The organism is Nocardioides sp. NPDC059952, from assembly GCF_042730435.1.
GTDB lineage: Bacteria > Actinomycetota > Actinomycetes > Propionibacteriales > Nocardioidaceae > Nocardioides.
The window spans coordinates 1-18359 of sequence record NZ_JBHWLY010000032.1 but is presented as its reverse complement, the minus strand read 5'-3'; the positions used below and the strand labels follow the sequence as shown (position 1 = coordinate 18359).

Annotated in this window: 17 protein-coding genes; 13 read left to right on the top strand and 4 right to left on the bottom strand. The window is 69.6% G+C overall.

Features of this window, described 5'->3' with window-relative positions; translation table 11 throughout:
- The first annotated feature begins 52 nt into the window (after window positions 1-52).
- Both ACFV9G_RS15970 and ACFV9G_RS15965 read left to right on the top strand, forming a co-directional pair.
- Window positions 53-1843, top strand: coding sequence for an ABC transporter ATP-binding protein (locus ACFV9G_RS15970; protein WP_378728464.1), 1791 nt, complete (start codon window positions 53-55; stop codon window positions 1841-1843).
- Window positions 1840-3657, top strand: coding sequence for an ABC transporter ATP-binding protein (locus ACFV9G_RS15965; RefSeq protein WP_378728463.1), 1818 nt, complete (start codon window positions 1840-1842; stop codon window positions 3655-3657). The genes ACFV9G_RS15970 and ACFV9G_RS15965 overlap by 4 nt, the downstream gene beginning before the upstream one ends.
- A gap of 16 nt (window positions 3658-3673) precedes the next feature.
- Here ACFV9G_RS15965 and ACFV9G_RS15960 read toward each other — a convergent pair whose 3' ends face one another.
- Window positions 3674-4066: a nuclear transport factor 2 family protein gene (locus ACFV9G_RS15960; protein WP_378728462.1), complete on the bottom strand. Its 393-nt coding sequence runs from the start codon at window positions 4064-4066 to the stop codon at window positions 3674-3676.
- A gap of 86 nt (window positions 4067-4152) precedes the next feature.
- On the opposite strand from ACFV9G_RS15960, the gene ACFV9G_RS15955 reads away from it, so the two are divergent.
- Window positions 4153-4920: a helix-turn-helix domain-containing protein gene (locus tag ACFV9G_RS15955; RefSeq protein ID WP_378728461.1), complete on the top strand. Its 768-nt coding sequence runs from the start codon at window positions 4153-4155 to the stop codon at window positions 4918-4920.
- 2 nt (window positions 4921-4922) lie between these two features.
- Here ACFV9G_RS15955 and ACFV9G_RS15950 read toward each other — a convergent pair whose 3' ends face one another.
- A complete protein-coding gene (locus tag ACFV9G_RS15950) occupies window positions 4923-5339 on the bottom strand; it encodes a DUF2752 domain-containing protein (protein WP_378728460.1) in 417 nt (138 codons plus the stop codon).
- Window positions 5336-5593: a CD225/dispanin family protein gene (locus ACFV9G_RS15945; protein WP_378728459.1), complete on the bottom strand. Its 258-nt coding sequence runs from the start codon at window positions 5591-5593 to the stop codon at window positions 5336-5338. The genes ACFV9G_RS15950 and ACFV9G_RS15945 overlap by 4 nt, the downstream gene beginning before the upstream one ends.
- A 173-nt stretch (window positions 5594-5766) precedes the next feature.
- Between ACFV9G_RS15945 and hisI the strand changes: the two genes are divergently transcribed.
- Genes hisI through ACFV9G_RS15930 form a run of 3 tightly spaced genes read left to right on the top strand, consistent with a single transcriptional unit; the run spans window position 5767 to window position 6930 of the window.
- Window positions 5767-6138, top strand: a complete 372-nt coding sequence (gene hisI / locus ACFV9G_RS15940; RefSeq protein ID WP_378728458.1) for a phosphoribosyl-AMP cyclohydrolase — start codon at window positions 5767-5769, stop codon at window positions 6136-6138.
- Window positions 6135-6686 carry a Trp biosynthesis-associated membrane protein gene (locus tag ACFV9G_RS15935; RefSeq protein WP_378728457.1) on the top strand — a complete coding sequence of 184 codons (552 nt, stop codon included), beginning with the start codon at window positions 6135-6137 and terminating at the stop codon, window positions 6684-6686. Before hisI ends, ACFV9G_RS15935 begins: the two co-directional genes overlap by 4 nt.
- Before the next feature lie 43 nt (window positions 6687-6729).
- Window positions 6730-6930, top strand: coding sequence for an HGxxPAAW family protein (locus ACFV9G_RS15930; protein ID WP_091046498.1), 201 nt, complete (start codon window positions 6730-6732; stop codon window positions 6928-6930).
- Window positions 6931-6993: 63 nt separating this feature from the next.
- Here the strand turns inward: ACFV9G_RS15930 and ACFV9G_RS15925 are convergent, their stop codons facing one another.
- The gene (locus ACFV9G_RS15925) at window positions 6994-7329 is read right to left on the bottom strand and encodes a DUF4190 domain-containing protein (protein WP_378728456.1); all 336 of its coding nucleotides are present in this window, start codon (window positions 7327-7329) and stop codon (window positions 6994-6996) included.
- Between the two features lie 147 nt (window positions 7330-7476).
- Between ACFV9G_RS15925 and trpC the strand changes: the two genes are divergently transcribed.
- The 7 genes from trpC (at window position 7477) to ACFV9G_RS15890 (ending at window position 18199) form a co-directional block, all read left to right on the top strand.
- A complete protein-coding gene (gene trpC, locus ACFV9G_RS15920; RefSeq protein ID WP_378728455.1) occupies window positions 7477-8259 on the top strand; it encodes an indole-3-glycerol phosphate synthase TrpC in 783 nt (260 codons plus the stop codon).
- 8 nt (window positions 8260-8267) lie between these two features.
- Window positions 8268-9527: a tryptophan synthase subunit beta gene (gene trpB / locus ACFV9G_RS15915; protein WP_378728454.1), complete on the top strand. Its 1260-nt coding sequence runs from the start codon at window positions 8268-8270 to the stop codon at window positions 9525-9527.
- The gene (gene trpA / locus ACFV9G_RS15910) at window positions 9524-10321 is read left to right on the top strand and encodes a tryptophan synthase subunit alpha (protein WP_378728453.1); all 798 of its coding nucleotides are present in this window, start codon (window positions 9524-9526) and stop codon (window positions 10319-10321) included. The genes trpB and trpA overlap by 4 nt, the downstream gene beginning before the upstream one ends.
- Window positions 10318-10935 (top strand): SCO family protein, encoded by a 618-nt coding sequence (locus tag ACFV9G_RS15905; RefSeq protein WP_378728452.1) that lies wholly within the window; start codon window positions 10318-10320, stop codon window positions 10933-10935. The genes trpA and ACFV9G_RS15905 overlap by 4 nt, the downstream gene beginning before the upstream one ends.
- A gap of 8 nt (window positions 10936-10943) precedes the next feature.
- Window positions 10944-11906 (top strand): prolipoprotein diacylglyceryl transferase, encoded by a 963-nt coding sequence (gene lgt, locus ACFV9G_RS15900; protein ID WP_378728451.1) that lies wholly within the window; start codon window positions 10944-10946, stop codon window positions 11904-11906.
- 277 nt (window positions 11907-12183) lie between these two features.
- On the top strand, window positions 12184-16740 hold the full coding sequence (gltB, locus tag ACFV9G_RS15895) for a glutamate synthase large subunit (protein ID WP_378728450.1): 4557 nt from the start codon (window positions 12184-12186) through the stop codon (window positions 16738-16740).
- Window positions 16733-18199 carry a glutamate synthase subunit beta gene (locus tag ACFV9G_RS15890; protein ID WP_378728449.1) on the top strand — a complete coding sequence of 489 codons (1467 nt, stop codon included), beginning with the start codon at window positions 16733-16735 and terminating at the stop codon, window positions 18197-18199. The genes gltB and ACFV9G_RS15890 overlap by 8 nt, the downstream gene beginning before the upstream one ends.
- Window positions 18200-18359: the final 160 nt, after the last annotated feature.

Below are 18359 nucleotides of genomic sequence, written 5' to 3'. Positions count from 1 at the left end.
CGTCCAAAAAAATTCGTCGCAGCCACGGTGCTGACCTAGGCTTTACCTCGAGATGAGCGACGAGGAACTGATACCCCAGCGGGCCACGACGACCGACGGGTTCAAGGTTCTCGGAGTCGCCATCCGGCGCGAGTGGGCGGTCTTCACGCTCTCGACCCTCGGCTCCGCGCTCTTCGGTGCGCTCACCGTCGCCGACGCCTGGGTGCTGGGCTGGTCCACCGACCACGTGCTGGTGCCGGCGCTGCGCGACGGCGAGATCGGCGCCGGCTGGCTGTGGGCCGTGGTGGGCCTCTTCGTCGGCGTCGCGATCCTGCGGGCCGTCGGGGTGGTGGCACGGCGGTTGGGCGCCGGGGTGATGCAGTACCGCATGCAGGCCCATTCGCGCCGCGCGGTCACCCGGCAGTATCTGGCGCTTCCTCTCGCCTGGCATCACCGGCACCCGACCGGCGAGCTACTCTCCAACGCCAACTCCGACGTCGAGGCGTCCTGGGCGCCGATCGCGCCGCTCCCGATGGCCGTCGGCACCCTCGCGATGATGGTGATCGCGATCGGGCAGATGTTCTGGACCGACGTCGTCCTGGCCTCGGTCGCGATCCTCGTGTTCCCGGCGGTCGTCGTCGCCAACCTGGTCTTCCAGCGCTTCTCCTCGCCGCTGATGACCCGCGCCCAGCAGCTGCGTGCGGAGCTCTCCGGGATCGCTCACGAGTCCTTCGACGGCGCCCTGGTCGTCAAGACGCTGGGCCGTGAGGCGGAGGAGACCACCCGCTTCCAGGACAAGGCCCAGGAGCTGCGCGACGTCAACATCCACGCCGGCCGACTCCGCGCCGCCTTCGACCCGGTCCTGGCAGCACTGCCCAGCATCGGGGTCCTCGCCGTCCTGGCTGTCGGCGTCGGCCGCGTCTCCAGCGGAGCCGCCGCGCCCGGTGACGTCGTCCAGATCGCCTTCCTGCTCACCATCGTCGCCTTCCCGATCCGTTCCTTCGGCTGGCTGCTGGGGGAGTTCCCGCGCAGCGTGGTCGGCTACCGGCGGGTCCGGCGGGTCCTGGACGCCACCGGACGCCTGGCCTACGGCACGGCGAGGACCAGCCGCGAACCGACCGGCGCTCGCGTCCGGGCCGAGGGCATCTCCTACGCCTACGCCGACGGCCCGCCGCTCCTCGACGGCGTCGACTTCGAGGTCGAGCCGGGGCGTACGGTCGCGATCGTCGGCGAGACCGCGGCCGGCAAGAGCACCCTGACCATGCTGCTCGCGCGGCTGGTCGACCCGGAGTCCGGCCGGATCACCCTGGACGGCACCGACCTGCGCGACCTGGACGCGGGGGAGTGGGCCCGGGTGGCGGCGCTGGTGCCACAGACGGCCTTCGTCTTCGACGACTCCGTACGCGGCAACGTCACCCTCGGCGCAGACCTCACCGACGACGAGGTCTGGTCCGCGCTCAAGGCGGCCCAGGCCGACGGCTTCGTCACCGCACTGCCCAACGGCCTCGACACCACCCTCGGCGAGCGCGGTGCGAGTCTCTCCGGCGGGCAGCGGCAGCGCCTCGCGCTGGCCCGCGCTCTCGTACGCCGCCCACGACTCCTGATCCTCGACGACGCCACCTCGGCGGTCGACCCCGAGGTCGAGCAGCGCATCCTCGCCGCGCTGCGGAGCGACGACGGCCCCGGCGACACCAGCCTCGTCGTGGTCGCCTACCGCAAGGCCACGATCGCGCTCGCCGACGAGGTCGTGCACCTCGAGGACGGCCGCATCCGCGACCGCGGCACCCACACCGAGCTGCTCGCCCGCGATGAGTCCTACGCCCGCCTGGTGAACGCCTACGAGACACCGGAGGTGGCCCAGTGACGGCGACCCTCGAACCCGAGACCCGGGTCGGCAGCGGCGAGGAGCTCGGCGCGATCGAGACCATCCGCCGGGGCATCAAGCACTCCCCGGAGCTGGTCGAGGGCATCCGCGGCACCTTCGCGCTGGCCGTGGTCGCGAGCGTCGGGCAGGTCGTCGTACCCATCGTGGTCCAGCAGACCCTCGACAACGGCTTGAGTGGTCCGGACGGCCCCGACCTCGGCTACGTCCTGCGCGCCGGTCTCATCGCGGTGGTCGCCATCGCGGTCACGGGCGTGGCGTCGTTCCTGATGACGAGCCGGCTCTTCACCGCCGCCGAGCGGGGCCTGGCGACGCTGCGTACGAAAGCCTTCCGGCACGTCCACGACCTGCCGATGCTCACCCAGTCGACCGAACACCGCGGGGCGCTGGTCTCGCGGGTGACCAGCGACGTCGACCAGGTCAGCCAGTTCATCGTCTTCGGCGGTCTGCTCTTCGTCGTCAGCATCGGGCAGATGCTGATCGCCACCGTCGTGATGGTGGTCTACTCCTGGCAGCTCGCGATCCTGGTCTGGCTCTGCTTCGGTCCGCTCTTCCTGAGCCTGCGGTTCTTCCAGCGCAAGCTGTCCGCGGCCTACACGCTCTCCCGCCGCCAGGTCGCCAAGATGCTCTCCGCGGTCTCCGAACCGGTCGTCGGCGCCGCCGTGGTGAAGGCGTACGCCGTCGAGGACCGCACCCAGGAGCGGATCGACCGCGAGATCGATGCCACCAGCGCGGCCCAGATCAAGGCGCAGGCCTACACCTCGGTCTTCTTCAGCCTCGGCGGCCTCTCGGGTGGCCTCGCCAACGCCGGTGTGATCGTCGGCGGTGTCCTGCTGGCGCTCGCCTACCAGGGCACCGGCGGTGCACTGACCGTCGGCGAGATCTTGGCTTTCGCGTTCCTGGTGACGCTCTTCGTGGGTCCCGTGCAGATGGGTACGCAGATCCTCACCGATGCGCAGAACGCGATCGCCTCCTGGCGGCGCACGATCGGGATCCTGGACACGCCCGCGGACCTCGTCGACCCGGGCGTCGACGGCACGGTTCTGCCCCGCGGCCCGCTCTCGATCGAGTTCGACGCGGTCACCTTCGCCTACCCCGGCGGCCGTCCGGTCCTCCACGACATCTCCTTCGAGATCGCCCCTGGCCGCCGGGTCGCCGTGGTCGGTGAGACCGGGTCGGGAAAGTCGACGATCGCGAAGCTGCTCACCCGGGTGATGGACGTGACCGAGGGCAGGGTGCGCCTCGACGGCGTCGACGTACGCGAGATCGGCAACGCCTCGCTGCGCACCAGCGTCGTGCTCGTCCCGCAGGAGGGTTTCCTCTTCGACTCCACCTTGGCCGACAACGTCCGCTACGGGCGGCTTGACGCGACCGACGAGGAGATCGAGGAGGCCGCCCGGGTGCTCGGCCTGGGGGACTGGCTCGCCGGCCTCCCCGGCGGCGTACGCACGAGCGTCGGGCAGCGCGGCGAGTCGCTCTCGGCGGGGGAGCGCCAGCTCGTGGCGCTGCTGCGCGCCCAGCTCGCCGACCCGGACCTGCTGGTCCTCGACGAGGCCACCTCCGCCGTCGACCCGCGCCTGGAGATGCGGATCAACCGGGCGCTGGAGCGCCTGATGAGCGGACGCACCTCGGTCACCATCGCCCACCGCCTCTCCACCGCCGAGGCCGCCGACGAGGTGATCGTCGTCGATGCCGGTCACCTCGCCCAGCGCGGATCGCACAGCGAGCTGGTTGCTCAGGCAGGATCCACCTACGCCCGTCTGCACGCCTCCTGGGTGGCGCAACAGGGCAGCTGAGCCGGCGGCGTCGGGCTCAGGCGTCCCACCACGACAGATGCGCGGCGGCCTCGGCGGCCGGCTCGATGATCTCCCAGACCTCGGCGATCATGCCGTCCTCGAACCGGCAGATGTCGACGACGGTGATCTCGGGTCCGCCCGGCAGTCGCCGACGGGTGTGCATCATGACGTGGCCGTCGGCGGCCAGCACGTGCTTCACCTCGACCTGCATCCCGTCGATCCGCTCGAGCGAGCCGCGGACGGCGTCGAGCCATTGCTCCTTGGTGGACGAGGTCGCGTCCGGTCGGTGGTGACGGAAGTCCGGGGCGAGCAGCTGCTCGACGGGCCCGGTGTCGCCTGTTGCGACAAGGCCTGCGAAGGCGGCGGTGAGGGCCGTGACGGCGTCGGTGGATGTGCTCTGTGTGGTCATGTCGCCAGTGTGTTCGGGGTCCGGACCGGTGTCGATGACATGGGAGTTCATGGCGCCGGACCGGCAGATGAGCGATCCTGGGGCCCATGTACACGGTCGGCGAGATGTTGCGGGAATGGCGGCATCGACGTCGCCTCAGCCAGCTCGACCTGGCGATCGCCGCAGACGTCTCGGCACGCCACGTCAGCCTGGTCGAGACCGGCCGGTCCCGGCCGAGCACCGAGATGATCCTCCGGCTCGCCGACCAGCTCGACATCCCGCTGCGGGACCGCAATCGGCTCCTGCTCGCCGCGGGTTTCGCGCCGCGCTACACCCAGCGGCCCCTCGAGGACGATGCGCTCGCGTCCGCTCGCGAAGCCATCGGCCGGGTTCTCCGCGCCCACGAGCCGTACCCGGCCCTGGTGGTCGACCGCGGATGGAACATCTTGATGACCAACCGCGCGGTCGACCAGTTCTTCGCCGGCGTCGACGCCGAGCTGCTCGAACCACCCGTCAACCTCGTACGCCTCGGCCTCCACCCTCAGGGACTGGCACCCCTGGTCGTGAACCTGGCCGACGTACGCGCCGTGTTCCGGGCGCGGGTCAGGCGCCAGCTCGCCGTCGTTGCGGACCCGGAGCTGACCCGGCTCTACGAGGAGGTGCTGGCTCCGGCCGGTCAGGACGAGGAGGGGTCGCTCGCGCTCGAGGCGGATGTCGTGATCCCGATGACGCTTCGCGTCGACGGCCGCGAGCTGAACCTCTTCTCGACCATCACCACCTTCGGCACCCCGATGGACATCACCCTCGACGAGGTCGCGATCGAGTCCTACTACCCGGCCGACGAGGCGAGTGCGGCCTACTTCGCCGACAGGTAGCGCTAGGCAGCCAGTGCCGTGAACGGCACCCAGGGCAGGTTGCGCAGGATCGTGAAGGCCACGGTCAGCGTCAGCCAGGTGTAGAGCGCGGTGCGGGAACGGGCCCACCCGGGGGCGGGGCGGCCGCCGACGCGGCCGCGGAGCCAGAAGAACCAGAGCAGCCCGAGCAGCGGCAGCCCGAGCAGGAACATCAGGGCGTTGTGGCCGACCGCGCCGACGAGGTCGCCCGACAGGAGCGACATCGTCCCGCGGGTCATCCCGCAGCCGGGGCAGTCGATCCCGGTAAGAGCGTGGATCGGGCAGGGCGGAACGTAGGCGACGAGCCCGGGAGAGGTGGCGAAGACGGCCGCGAGGCCCGCCCCGCCGGCCACGACGGCCAGTGGGACGAGCCCCGCGCGCACCCGTGAGGGTGTGGTCACATGGTCCCCGACTGGGCGGCCATGCCGAGGCCGAGGACGACCGAGGCGATGATGTAGAGGACGATCACGACGACGCCGGTGACGGCGCCGATGATGCCCCACTTCTTGGCGCCCTCGGCGTCACCCTGGACGGCCTTGACGATCGAGACGATGCCGAAGGGCAGGCAGCAGAAGATCGTGACCAGGATGCCGATCACGAGGGCGCCGGTGTCGGTCTGCTTCGCCGGTGCCGGCTGCGGGGTGGGGTTAGCCATGGTGGGGTGTTCTCCAGTTTGAATAGTCGACCCGGAGGGTCGGCTGACAGGGCCTTACCGAGACCGGCCCAGATGACCGGGTGAGTGTGCCAGCCCGGTGCTTCCGCGGCCCCGGAATAACGCCGCGACATGCCGGTTGTGTCCGTACTGTTGCCCAGCGGGATACTGGAGCCGTGACTACTGGACCCACGAGCGAGGGACTGGACCCCGCCATCGCAGACCGGCTCAAGCGCAACCCCGACGGGCTGGTGCCCGCGGTGGCGCAGCAGCATGACACCGGCGAGGTGCTGATGCTCGGCTACATGGACGACGAGGCCCTGGCGCGCACGCTCGCGACGGGCCGGGCGACCTACTGGTCCCGCAGCAGGCAGGAGTACTGGGTCAAGGGGGAGACCTCCGGCCACCGGCAGTACGTCAAGGAGGTCCGCCTGGACTGCGACGGCGACACGATCCTGCTCAAGGTCGACCAGGAGGGCCCGGCCTGCCACACCGGCGACCACACCTGCTTCGACGCCGGCCTGATCTCGTCCGGCCTGATCTCGTGAAGGCGTCCTTCGGCCCGACCGTCACCACCGGACTGATCGGCGCGGCCCTGGCCGCCTGGGCAGGATCCAACGAGTGGGTCGAGGTCACCGCCCCGGCCCAGATGCCGGCCGACCTCAACGACTCCCCGGCCACCACCGGCCTGGCTCTGGTCGCCCTCGCCGCCTGGGGCGTGGTCCTGGTCACCCGTGGCCTCGTACGCCGCCTGGTGGCCGCCCTCGCGGGCCTGGCCGGGATCGGCGTGATCGTCACCTTCTTCGGCCATGCCGGGATCGACGCGCTCGGCCGGGCGATCGACTCCGAGGTCGTGTGGGGCGAGACCGAGCACGCCACCACCCCCTGGCCCTACCTCGCGCTCCTCGGCGCGGTCCTGACCGTCGCGGCGGCTGTCGCGGCCGTACGCCTTGCTCCTTCGTGGCCCGAGATGGGCCGCAGGTACGACGCCCCGGCGGCCGCGAAGCCGGAGCAGAAGCCGCTGGAGGAGCAGTCCACGATCGATGTCTGGAAGTCGTTGGACGAGGGTCGGGACCCGACAACGGGCGATCAATGAATACACTGCAGCCAAGCAAAGTGAACTCGTAGAGGAGCATCGCATGTCCGCCAGCCACGGCAACACCCCGGCAGCCTGGATCGCAGTCGCGGTCGGCCTCCTCGGCTTCCTGATCGGCAGCGTCGCCATGATGCTCGACCCGATCAGCTGGTTCGTCTTCTGGATCGGCGTCGCCGTCACCGTCGTGGGCGGCCTGCTCTTCATCGTGCTCTCCAAGCTCGGCTTCAACGTCGAGTCACACTGAGCCTGACAGACAGCGAGGCCCCCGGCGGATCCGCCGGGGGCCTCGCTGATTCCTGAGCCGGGCTCAGTAAGTGGTGGTGCTGGTGCTGAAGTCGAGAGCACCGGAGAGGTTCAAGATGACCCCGATGATGCCGAGGACGACGGCGACGATGCCGAGGATGAAACCGGCGGTGGCCATGCCACGCCCGCTCTGCGCTCCGCCGGAGGCGTCGATCTCGTTCTGGGCCATCTTGCCGAGGATGATCGCCGGGATACCGGCGAAGAAACCACAGCAGACACAACCGAGAATGCCGAGGACAAGTGCCCAGATCGCCTTCTTGTTGTTGCCCGCAGGCTGGCCGGGCTGCCCGGGTGCCGGCGAACCGTACGGGGGCGGCGGCGGCGGAGTTCCGTAGCTCATGTGTCTGACCTCCAAAGTCAGGCGAGTTGGGTTGAGATGGGAGAAACTTAACGTTTCCCGCCCGCACTGTGGCGCCAAATCGGGCGTGTCACGGTTCGGGTGAGAGGCTTTGCACGTGGGTCATACCCGGAAACGAGAGGTTTAAACATGTCGGTGCTCGAAAAGATCATCGACGGCGTACGTCTGGACCTGGCGCAGCGCCAGGCGACGGTGTCCGAGGCGGATCTGCGGGCCCGGCTCGCCGACGTCGACGCGCCTCGCGACCCGATGCCGCACTTCCGTGCGCCGGGCAGCAGCGTGATCGCCGAGGTGAAGCGGAAGAGCCCCTCCAAGGGTGCTCTGGCCGACATCCCGGACCCGGCCGAGCTGGCCCAGAAGTACGCCGCCGGCGGTGCCGCCGCGATCTCGGTGCTCACCGAGGAACGCCGCTTCGGCGGGTCGCTCGCCGACCTGGTCGCGGTCCGGGCAGCCGTCGACACCCCGATCCTGCGCAAGGACTTCATCGTCGAGCCCTACCAGCTGCTGGAGGCCCGGGCAGCCGGCGCCGACCTGGCGCTGCTGATCGTGGCCGCGCTGGACGACGACACGCTGCGCAGCCTCTACGACCAGGCTCGTGAGCTCGGGCTGACGGTGCTGGTCGAGACCCACGACGAGGCCGAGGTCACCCGGGCGGTCGACCTCGGTGCCGAGCTGATCGGCGTCAACGCCCGCAACCTGAAGACCCTGGAGATCGACCAGGACGTCTTCGGACGGCTCGCGCCGCTCATCCCCGAGGACCGGGTGAAGGTCGCCGAGTCGGGCATCTTCACCGCCACCGACGTCAAGCGCCACGTCTCTGAAGGGGCCCGCGCGGTCCTGGTCGGCGAGGCGCTGGTCAAGCATGGCGACCCGCAAGGCACGGTCGCCGAGTTCACCGGAATCCAAGGCTAGGACCAGCCATGACAACTCACATCCACGAGACGACGAGCTACGACGCCGACGAGTTCGGCTGGTTCGGCGGCGAGGCCGAGGGATTCGGCGGCCGCTTCATGCCCGAGGCGCTGATGAAGGCGCTCATCGAGCTCGACGACGCCTGGCAGAAGGCGAAGGCCGACCCGGAGTTCGTGGCCGAGTTCGACGCGATCCTGCGTGACTACGCCAACCTGCCGAGCCCGCTCTACCACGCCACGAGGCTCTCCGAGCAGCTCGGCCTCCGGGTCCTCCTCAAGCGCGAGGACCTCAACCACACCGGCGCCCACAAGATCCGCAACGTCCTCGGCCAGGCCCTGCTGACCAAGCGGATGGGCAAGACCCGGGTGATCGCCGAGACCGGCGCCGGCCAGCACGGGGTCGCCTCCGCGACCGCGGCCGCCTACTTCGGTCTCGACTGCACCGTCTACATGGGCAAGGTCGACACCGACCGCCAGGCGCTCAACGTGGCCCGGATGCGGCTGCTCGGTGCCGAGGTCGTCCCGGTGCCGTCGGGCAGCGGCACCCTCAAGGACGCGATCAACGAGGCGCTGCGCGACTGGGTCGCCAGCGTCGACCACACCGCCTACCTGTTCGGCACCGCCGCCGGGCCGCACCCCTTCCCGACCCTGGTCCGGGACATCGTGCGCGGCATCGGCGACGAGGCCCGGGCGCAGGCGATCGAGCAGTTCGGCGGTCTCCCGAACGCGGTCATGGCCGCGGTCGGCGGTGGCTCCAACGCCATCGGCCTCTTCACCGCGTTCCTGGACGACAAGGACGTCGAGATCCACGGCTTCGAGGCCGGGGGAGACGGCTTCGAGACCGGTCGCCACGCCGCCACCATCCAGGCCAACGACCCGGGCGTGCTCCACGGCGCCCGCACCTATGTGCTCCAGGACGAGGACGGCCAGACCATCGAGTCCCACTCGATCTCCGCCGGTCTCGACTACCCCGGGGTCGGACCGCAGCACGCCTGGCTGGCCAAGTCCGGCCGCGCCTCCTACACCTCGATCACCGACAAGGAGGCGATGGACGCCTTCGCGCTCCTCTCGCGCAGCGAGGGCATCATCCCGGCGATCGAGTCGGCCCACGCGATCGCCGGCGCCATCAAGATCGCGCCCGAGGTCAAGGAGCGTCACGGCGAGGGCGCCACGATCCTGATCAACCTGTCCGGTCGCGGCGACAAGGACATGGGCACCGCCATCGACTACTTCGGTCTCGGCGACAGCAAGCAGGGAGAAGCACAGTGAGTACGTCGGTAGCGTTCGAGAAGGCGAAGGCCGAGGGCCGCGCGGCCCTGATCGGCTACCTCCCGGCGGGCTTTCCCACGGTCGAGGGCTCGATCGAGGCGCTGACGACGATGGTCGAGGCCGGCTGCGACATCATCGAGATCGGGCTGCCCTACTCCGACCCGGTCATGGACGGCCCCACGATCCAGGACGCCGTGCAGCAGGCGCTCGACGGCGGCGTACGTGTCGACGACGTCTTCCGCGTCGTCGAGGCCGTGGCCGCGACCGGGGTGCCGACCCTGGTGATGACCAGCTGGAACCCGATCGAGCGCCGTGGCGTGGACCGTTTCGCCCAGCAGCTGCACGACGCGGGCGGCGCAGGGCTGATCACGCCCGACATCACCCCCGACTTCGCCCAGGAGTGGGTCGAGGCCGCCGACGCCCGTGACCTCGACAAGGTCTTCCTGGTCGCGCCGAGCAGCACCGACGAGCGGATCGCGATGACCACGGCCGCCTGCCGCGGCTTCGTCTACGCCACCGCGGTCATGGGCGTCACCGGCGCCCGCGCCAAGACCTCAGACCTGGCCGCGCCCCTCGTCGCCAGGACGAAGGCGACCACGGACCTGCCGATCGGCGTCGGGCTCGGGGTCAGCAACGGCGCCCAGGCGGCCGAGATGGCCGCGTACGCCGACGGTGTCATCGTCGGCTCCGCCTTCGTGCGTACGCTGCTGGACAACCGCTCCGACGAGCAGGCGGCGCTCAAGGCGCTGGCGAGCCTGACCGAGGACCTGGCCGCGGGAGTCCGCTCGCGTTGAGGTTCCTGGCTCTTCCCGTCCTGCTCGTCCTCGTCGGAGTGCTCACCGGCTGCGGTGCTGCCGGCACCGGCCAGGCGCCGGCCTCCGCGATGACCGGCCAGGAGCACACCCCCTACCAGCTCTCCGAGACCGCGCTGACCGACACCGAGGGCGAGCCGTTCTCGTTGGCCACCGACGTGGACCGGCCGCTGACGCTGGTGTTCTACGGCTACACCAGCTGCCCTGACGAGTGCCCGCTGGTGATGTCGAGCCTGACCGCGGCGCTGACCCGCCTCGACGAGGCGGACCGGGACAAGGTCGAGGTCGTCTTCGTCACCACCGACCCCGCGCGTGACTCCCAGCAGGTCCTGCGCAAGTATCTGGACCGCTACGGCAAGGACTTCATCGGGCTCACCGGTGACCTGAAGGACATCGTCACCCTGGCCGAGTCCATGCGGCTCTACATAGGGGAGGCCGACCGGCTACCCAGTGGGGGCTACGATCTCGGAGTCCACGACACCCACGTCTCCGCAGTCACCGGGGGAGAGGCGAGGGTCGTGTGGTCGATGAACACCTCGCCGAAGCAGTTCGCCGACGACATCCATCACCTTCTTGAGGAAGAAACCGCCGCATGATGCTCCCGATGTCCATCCCCAGCCCGGCCGAAGGCGTGCTCTGGCTCGGGCCGGTCCCGTTGCGCGGCTACGCCTTCGCGATCATCCTCGGCATCATCGTCGCCGTCTGGGTCTCCGAGCGGCGCTGGCAGGCCCGCGGCGGCCGCGCCGGTGACATCCAGGACATCGCGCTGTGGGCGGTGCCGTTCGGTCTGGTCGGCGGCCGGATCTACCACGTCATGACCGACTGGCAGCTCTACTTCGGCGACGGGGGCAGCCCGATCGAGGCGCTCTACATCTGGCGCGGCGGGCTCGGTGTATGGGGCGCGATCGCGCTCGGTGCCGTGGGTGCGATCATCGGCGCGAAGACCAAGGGCATCAAGATCATCCCGCTGCTCGACACGATCGCCCCGACCTGCCTGCTCGCGATGGGCATCGGCCGCTGGGGCAACTGGTTCAACCAGGAGCTCTTCGGCAGGCCCACCGACCTGCCCTGGGGTCTGGAGATCGACCCGTCGCGCTTCCCCGACGGTCCCAGCCAGTTCCCGGTCGGCACCACGTTCCACCCGACGTTCCTCTACGAGTTCTGCTGGGACATCCTCGCCTTCTTCGTGATCGTCTACCTGCAGAAGAAGCTGCGTCTGGGTGGCGGCCGAGTGGTCGCGCTCTACGTGATGGCCTACTGCCTCGGCCGCGGCATGATCGAGACCCTGCGCATCGACAACGTGCAGCTGGTCAACGTGCTCGGCCTGCGCTGGAGCGAGTGGATGTCGATCATCCTGTTCGTCCTGGCAGCAGCGTGGTGGACGTACGCCACCGTCACCGGCCGGGGTAGTGTCGAGGAGGAGGTCTACAGCGATCCTGCCAAGGCCCCGGCGAACGACGTCGACGACGACACTGAGATCGACACCGAGAACGACCCCGCGAGCGACACTGACGGCGATGCAGCCGACAACGGGACCGACGACGAGGAATCCTCGACAAAGGCCTGATCAGACGCAGAAATTGGGTGCAACGTAGCGCCCGGCGGGAGGGTGTCCGCCGATCGACCCTCGTTCGCAACCTACGCGTGACACAGTGGTAACCTAGCCGCACTCGCGCGGGCCAACGCTGTCCCCTGCAGATTGCCAGTTTCATCCCCGCAAGGGCGCGCGCACTCGTCGCAGACATCCCTCACTCCGGACCCGACTCGAAGCAGAGTCGGAAATCCGGGGCTATTGGGCTGCGTCGGTCGGTGCGTGCCTGAGCCCGGACAGACGGGAGATCCCGGTGCCGTACGAGCACTCGTATCCATCCCCCCAGGGCCTCTACGACCCTCGGTTCGAGAAGGACGCCTGCGGCGTCGCCATGGTTGCAACACTGACCGGCGTCGCCAGCCACGACATCGTGAAGCAGGGCATCCGTGCCCTGGTGAATCTCGACCACCGCGGCGCCGCCGGCGCCGAGACCAACTCTGGCGACGGCGCCGGGATCCTGCTCCAGGTCCCCGACGCCTTCCTGCGTGAGGTCGTCGACTTCGACCTCCCGGCGGAGCGTGCCTACGCCGTCGGCACCGCCTTCATCCCGGGCGATGTCGACCAGGTCGAGCGCACCATCAAGCTGGTCGAGGACATCGCGACCGAGGAGGGCCTCGACGTCCTCGGTTGGCGTGACGTACCGGTCAACCCCGACTCCCTCGGCGCCACCGCCAAGGCGGTCATGCCGACCTTCCGTCAGCTCTTCGTCGCCGGCGCCAAGCAGCGCGTCACGGGCCTGGCCCTGGAGCGGCTCGCCTTCTGCCTGCGCAAGCGCGCGGAGAAGGAGACCGACGTCTACTTCCCGTCGCTGTCGAGCCGCACCATCGTCTACAAGGGCATGCTCACCACGCCCCAGCTGGCCGACGTGTTCCCCGACCTGGTCGACGAGCGGGTCGCCTCCGCGATCGCCGTCGTGCACAGCCGGTTCTCGACCAACACGTTCCCGAGCTGGCCGCTGAGCCACCCGTTCCGGTTCATCGCCCACAACGGCGAGATCAACACGGTCATGGGCAACCGCAACTGGATGAAGGCGCGCGAGGCGCTGCTCGAGTCCGAGCTGATCCCCGGTGACCTCGAGCGGCTCTACCCGATCTGCACCGAGGGTGCCTCCGACTCGGCCTCCTTCGACGAGGTGCTCGAGCTGCTCCACCTGGCCGGCCGCAGCCTGCCGCACGCCATGTTGATGATGATCCCGGAGGCGTGGGAGAAGCACGAGGAGATGGACTCCGCCCGCAAGGCGTTCTACGAGTTCCACTCCTCGCTGATGGAGCCCTGGGACGGTCCGGCGAGCGTCGTGTTCACCGACGGCACCCAGATCGGCGCGGTCCTCGACCGCAACGGTCTGCGCCCCTCCCGCTACTGGGTCACCGAGGACGGCCTGGTCGTGCTCGGCTCCGAGGCCGGCGTGCTCGACGACATCGACCCCGCCACCGTGGTCCGCAAGGGCCGCGTCCAGCCGGGCAAGATGTTCCTCGTCGACACCGCCGAGCACCGCATCATCGAGGACGACGAGATCAAGTCCGAGCTCGCTGCCGAGCACCCCTACGACGAGTGGCTCCACGCCGGTCTCGTACGCCTCGAGGACATCCCCGAGCGCGAGCACATCGTCCACACCCACGCGAGCGTGACCCGCCGCCAGCAGGTCTTCGGCTACACCGAGGAGGAGCTCCGGATCCTGCTCGCGCCGATGGCCAACACCGGCGCCGAGCCGATCGGCTCGATGGGCACCGACAGCCCGATCGCGGCGCTGAGCGACAAGCCGCGGATGCTGTTCGACTACTTCGCCCAGCTCTTCGCGCAGGTCACCAACCCGCCGCTGGACGCGATCCGCGAGGAGCTCGTCACCAGCCTCAACGGCACCATCGGCGCCGAGTCCAACCTGCTCAACCCGGGTCCGGCCTCGTGTCGCCAGATCGTGCTCCCGTTCCCGGTGATCTCCAACGACGACCTGGCCAAGATCCGTCACATCAACCGTGACGGCGACATGCCCGGCTTCCAGGTCCACATCGTCCGCGGCCTCTACGAGGTCGACGGCGGGGCCGAGGCGCTGCAGTCGCGTCTGGACGAGATCTCCGCCGAGGTCTCCCAGGCGATCGAGGACGGTGCCCGCATCATCGTCCTCTCCGACCGTCACTCCACCCAGGAGATGGCGCCGATCCCGTCGCTGCTCCTGACCGGCGCCGTCCACCACCACCTGGTCCGGGAGCGCACCCGCTCGCAGGTCGGCCTGCTGATCGAGGCCGGCGACGTACGCGAGGTCCACCACGTCGCGCTGCTGATCGGCTACGGCGCAGCCGCGGTCAACCCCTACCTGGCGGTCGAGTCCGTCGAGGACCTCGCCTACGAGGGCTACTACGTGAAGGCCGATGCCGAGAAGGCGATGGCCAACACGATCAAGGCGCTCGGCAAGGGTGTCCTCAAGGTGATGTCGAAGATCGGCGTCTCCACGGTCGCCTCCTACACCGGCGCGCAGATCTTCGAGGCTGTCGGCCTGTCGAAGGAGGTCGTGGAGCGCTACTTCACCGGCACCACCTCCAAGCTCGGCGGCATCGGCCTCGACGTGATCGCCGAGGAGGTCGCGAAGCGGCACGCCACGGCGTACCCGCGTGACGGCGTCGCCAACGCCCACCGTGCGCTGCCCATCGGTGGCGAGTACCAGTGGCGCCGCGAGGGTGAGCCGCACCTGTTCGACCCGGAGACGGTCTTCCGGCTCCAGCACGCCACCCGCAGCGGCCGCTACGACGTCTTCAAGCAGTACACCGACCGCGTCAACGAGCAGTCCGAGCGACTGATGACCCTGCGCGGACTCTTCAAGCTCAAGGGCGCCGAGGAGCTGGGCCGCCAGAAGATCTCGATCGACGAGGTCGAGCCCGTCGAGGCGATCGTCAAGCGCTTCTCGACCGGCGCGATGTCGTACGGCTCGATCTCCAAGGAGGCTCACGAGACGCTCGCCGTCGCGATGAACATGCTCGGCGGCAAGTCCAACACCGGTGAGGGCGGTGAGGACCCGGATCGTCTCTACGACCCGAAGCGTCGCTCGTCGATCAAGCAGGTGGCCTCGGGACGCTTCGGTGTCACCAGCGAGTATCTGACCAACGCCGACGACATCCAGATCAAGATGGCTCAGGGCGCCAAGCCCGGTGAGGGTGGCCAGCTGCCCGGCCACAAGGTCTACCCGTGGGTGGCCAAGACGCGTCACTCGACGCCGGGCGTGGGCCTCATCTCCCCGCCGCCGCACCACGACATCTACTCCATCGAGGACCTGGCTCAGCTGATCCACGACCTCAAGAACGCCAACCCGAGCGCTCGTGTCCACGTGAAGCTCGTGGCCGAGGTCGGCGTCGGCACCGTCGCCGCGGGTGTCTCCAAGGCCCACGCGGACGTGGTCCTGATCTCCGGTCACGACGGTGGCACCGGTGCCTCCCCGCTGACCTCGCTCAAGCACGCCGGCGGTCCCTGGGAGCTCGGCCTCGCCGAGGCGCAGCAGACGCTGCTCCTCAACGGCCTGCGCGACCGGATCGTGGTGCAGACCGACGGTCAGCTCAAGACCGGCCGTGACGTGGTCATCGCCGCGCTGCTCGGTGCGGAGGAGTTCGGCTTCGCCACCGCGCCGCTGGTCGTCTCCGGCTGCGTGATGATGCGGGTCTGCCACCTCGACACCTGCCCGGTCGGCGTCGCCACCCAGAACCCGGTCCTGCGCGAGCGGTTCACCGGCAAGGCGGAGTACGTCGTCAACTTCATGCGCTACATCGCCGAGGAGGTCCGCGAGCTCCTCGCCGAGCTCGGCTTCCGGAGCATCGACGAGGCCGTCGGCCACGCCGAGGCGCTCGACGCCCGTGACGCGATCGACCACTGGAAGGCCTCCGGGCTCGACCTGTCGCCGATCTTCACCCGCGTGGAGTCGCCGCAGCAGTTCTCCGACCAGGCCCTCTTCAACACCAAGGGCCAGGACCACGGTCTGGAGAAGTCCCTGGACATCAACGAGCTGGTGCCGCTCGCGGCCCCGGCGCTCGAGCGCGGCGAGCCCGTACGCGCCCAGCTGCCGATCCGCAACGTCAACCGCACCGTCGGCACGATCCTCGGTCACGAGATCACCAAGCGCTACCGCGGTGAGGGTCTGCCCGAGGGCACGATCGACATCACCTTCACCGGGTCGGCGGGCCAGTCCTTCGGCGCGTTCATCCCGCGCGGCCTGACGCAGCGCCTGGAGGGCGACGCCAACGACTACGTCGGCAAGGGTCTCTCCGGCGGCCGGGTGGTCATCCGCCCGGAGCGTACGGCCGGGTTCCGGGCCGAGGAGCACATCATCGCCGGCAACACGCTCGCCTACGGCGCCACCAGCGGGCGGATCCACATCCGCGGTGGCGTGGGGGAGCGGGCCGCGGTCCGCAACTCGGGTGCCAGCATCGTCACCGAGGGTGTCGGCGACCACGGTTGCGAATACATGACCGGCGGGCGTGTCGTCGTGCTCGGCCCGACCGGGCGCAACTTCGCAGCCGGCATGTCCGGTGGGGTCGCCTGGGTCCTCGACTTCGAGGAGCAGCGCCTCAACAGCGAGCTGGACGACGCCACCCCGGTGGACGAGAAGTACGCCGCCGAGCTCGAGCAGCTCGTCCGCGACCATCTCGAGGAGACCGGCTCGGCCGTCGCCGAGGCGCTCCTGGCCGACTGGCCGAACTCACTGACCCGCTTCACGCAGGTCATGCCCAGTGACTACAAGCGCGTGCTCGAAGCCCAGGAGGAGGCCCTCGAGGAGGGTCTCAACGAGGACGAGGCTGCCGCGCGGATTATGGAGGTCCTCCATGGCTGACCCGAAGGGTTTCCTGAAGAACGGGCGCGAGGTCGCGACCCGTCGTCCTGTCGACGAGCGTGTCAAGGACTGGCACGAGGTCTACCCGGGCAAGATCGGCAAGGCTCTGCTGCCGATCATCAACACCCAGGCCTCGCGCTGCATGGACTGCGGCATCCCGTTCTGCCACCAGGGTTGTCCGCTCGGCAACATCATCCCCGAGTGGAACGACCTGGTCTGGCGCAACGACTGGGAGGGTGCCTCAGAGCGCCTGCACGCGACCAACAACTTCCCCGAGTTCACCGGTCGCCTCTGCCCGGCTCCGTGCGAGTCCGCCTGCGTGCTGGGCATCAACCAGCCCGCGGTGACCATCAAGAACATCGAGGTCGCGATCATCGACAAGGCCTGGGACGCGGGCCACGTCAAGCCGCAGCCGCCCGAGTGGCTCTCCGGCAAGGCGGTCGCCGTCATCGGCTCCGGCCCTGCGGGCCTGGCCGCCGCCCAGCAGCTCACCCGCTCGGGCCACACCGTGGCCGTCTACGAGCGGGCTGACAAGATCGGCGGGCTGCTTCGCTACGGCATCCCCGAGTTCAAGATGGAGAAGTCGCAGGTCGACCAGCGCCTGGCGCAGATGCGCCGCGAGGGCACGGTCTTCCGCCCGGGCGTCGACGCCGGCACCGACATCACCGGCGCGCAGCTCCGGGACCGCTACGACGCCATCGTGCTGGCCAACGGCTCGACCGTCGGCCGCGACCTCCCGGTCCCCGGGCGCGAGCTCGCCGGGATCCACCAGGCGATGGAGTACCTGCCCCAGTCCAACCGGTCCTCGATCGGCGAGGCCGTGGAGGACCAGATCCTGGCCGAGGGCAAGCACGTGGTCATCATCGGTGGCGGTGACACCGGCGCCGACTGCCTCGGCACCGCCATCCGCCAGGGCGCAGAGTCGATCACCCAGCTCGAGATCATGCCGCGTCCGCCGGAGGAGCGCCCCGACGCTCAGCCGTGGCCGACCTACCCGATGACCTACCGGGTCGCCTCCGCGCACGAGGAGGGTGGCGAGCGCGTCTACGCCGTCTCCACCAAGGAGTTCCTCGGCACCGAGGACGGCCGCGTACGCGCTCTGAAGCTCGTCGAGGTCGAGTTCATCGACGGCAAGCTGACCGAGAAGGAGGGGACCGAGAAGGAGATCCCCGCCGACCTCGTGCTCCTGGCGATGGGCTTCACCGGCCCGGAGAAGGACGGCCTCCTCACCCAGCTGGGTGTGGAGTACGACGCTCGTGGCAACGTCGCCCGCGACGACTCCTTCGCCACCTCCGTCCCCGGCGTGTACGTCGCCGGCGACGCGGGTCGCGGACAGTCGCTGATCGTGTGGGCGATCGCCGAGGGCCGCGCCGCCGCGGCCGCCGTCGACACCTTCCTCACCGGCTCGACCAACCTGCCCGCGCCGATCCGCCCGACGGACCGGCAGCTGATGGTCTGAGGCCCACAGGCCGAGGCACAACGGCGTGCCGACCACTGGCCCGGGGGCGCCCCCAACGGCGGGGCGGGGCGCGCGGGGGGGGACCCCAGCGGAGGGGGGTTATAACAAGGTTGTAAAAAAATAGTGGGGGGTGGTTTTGGGTCCCCGCCCTATTACCCCC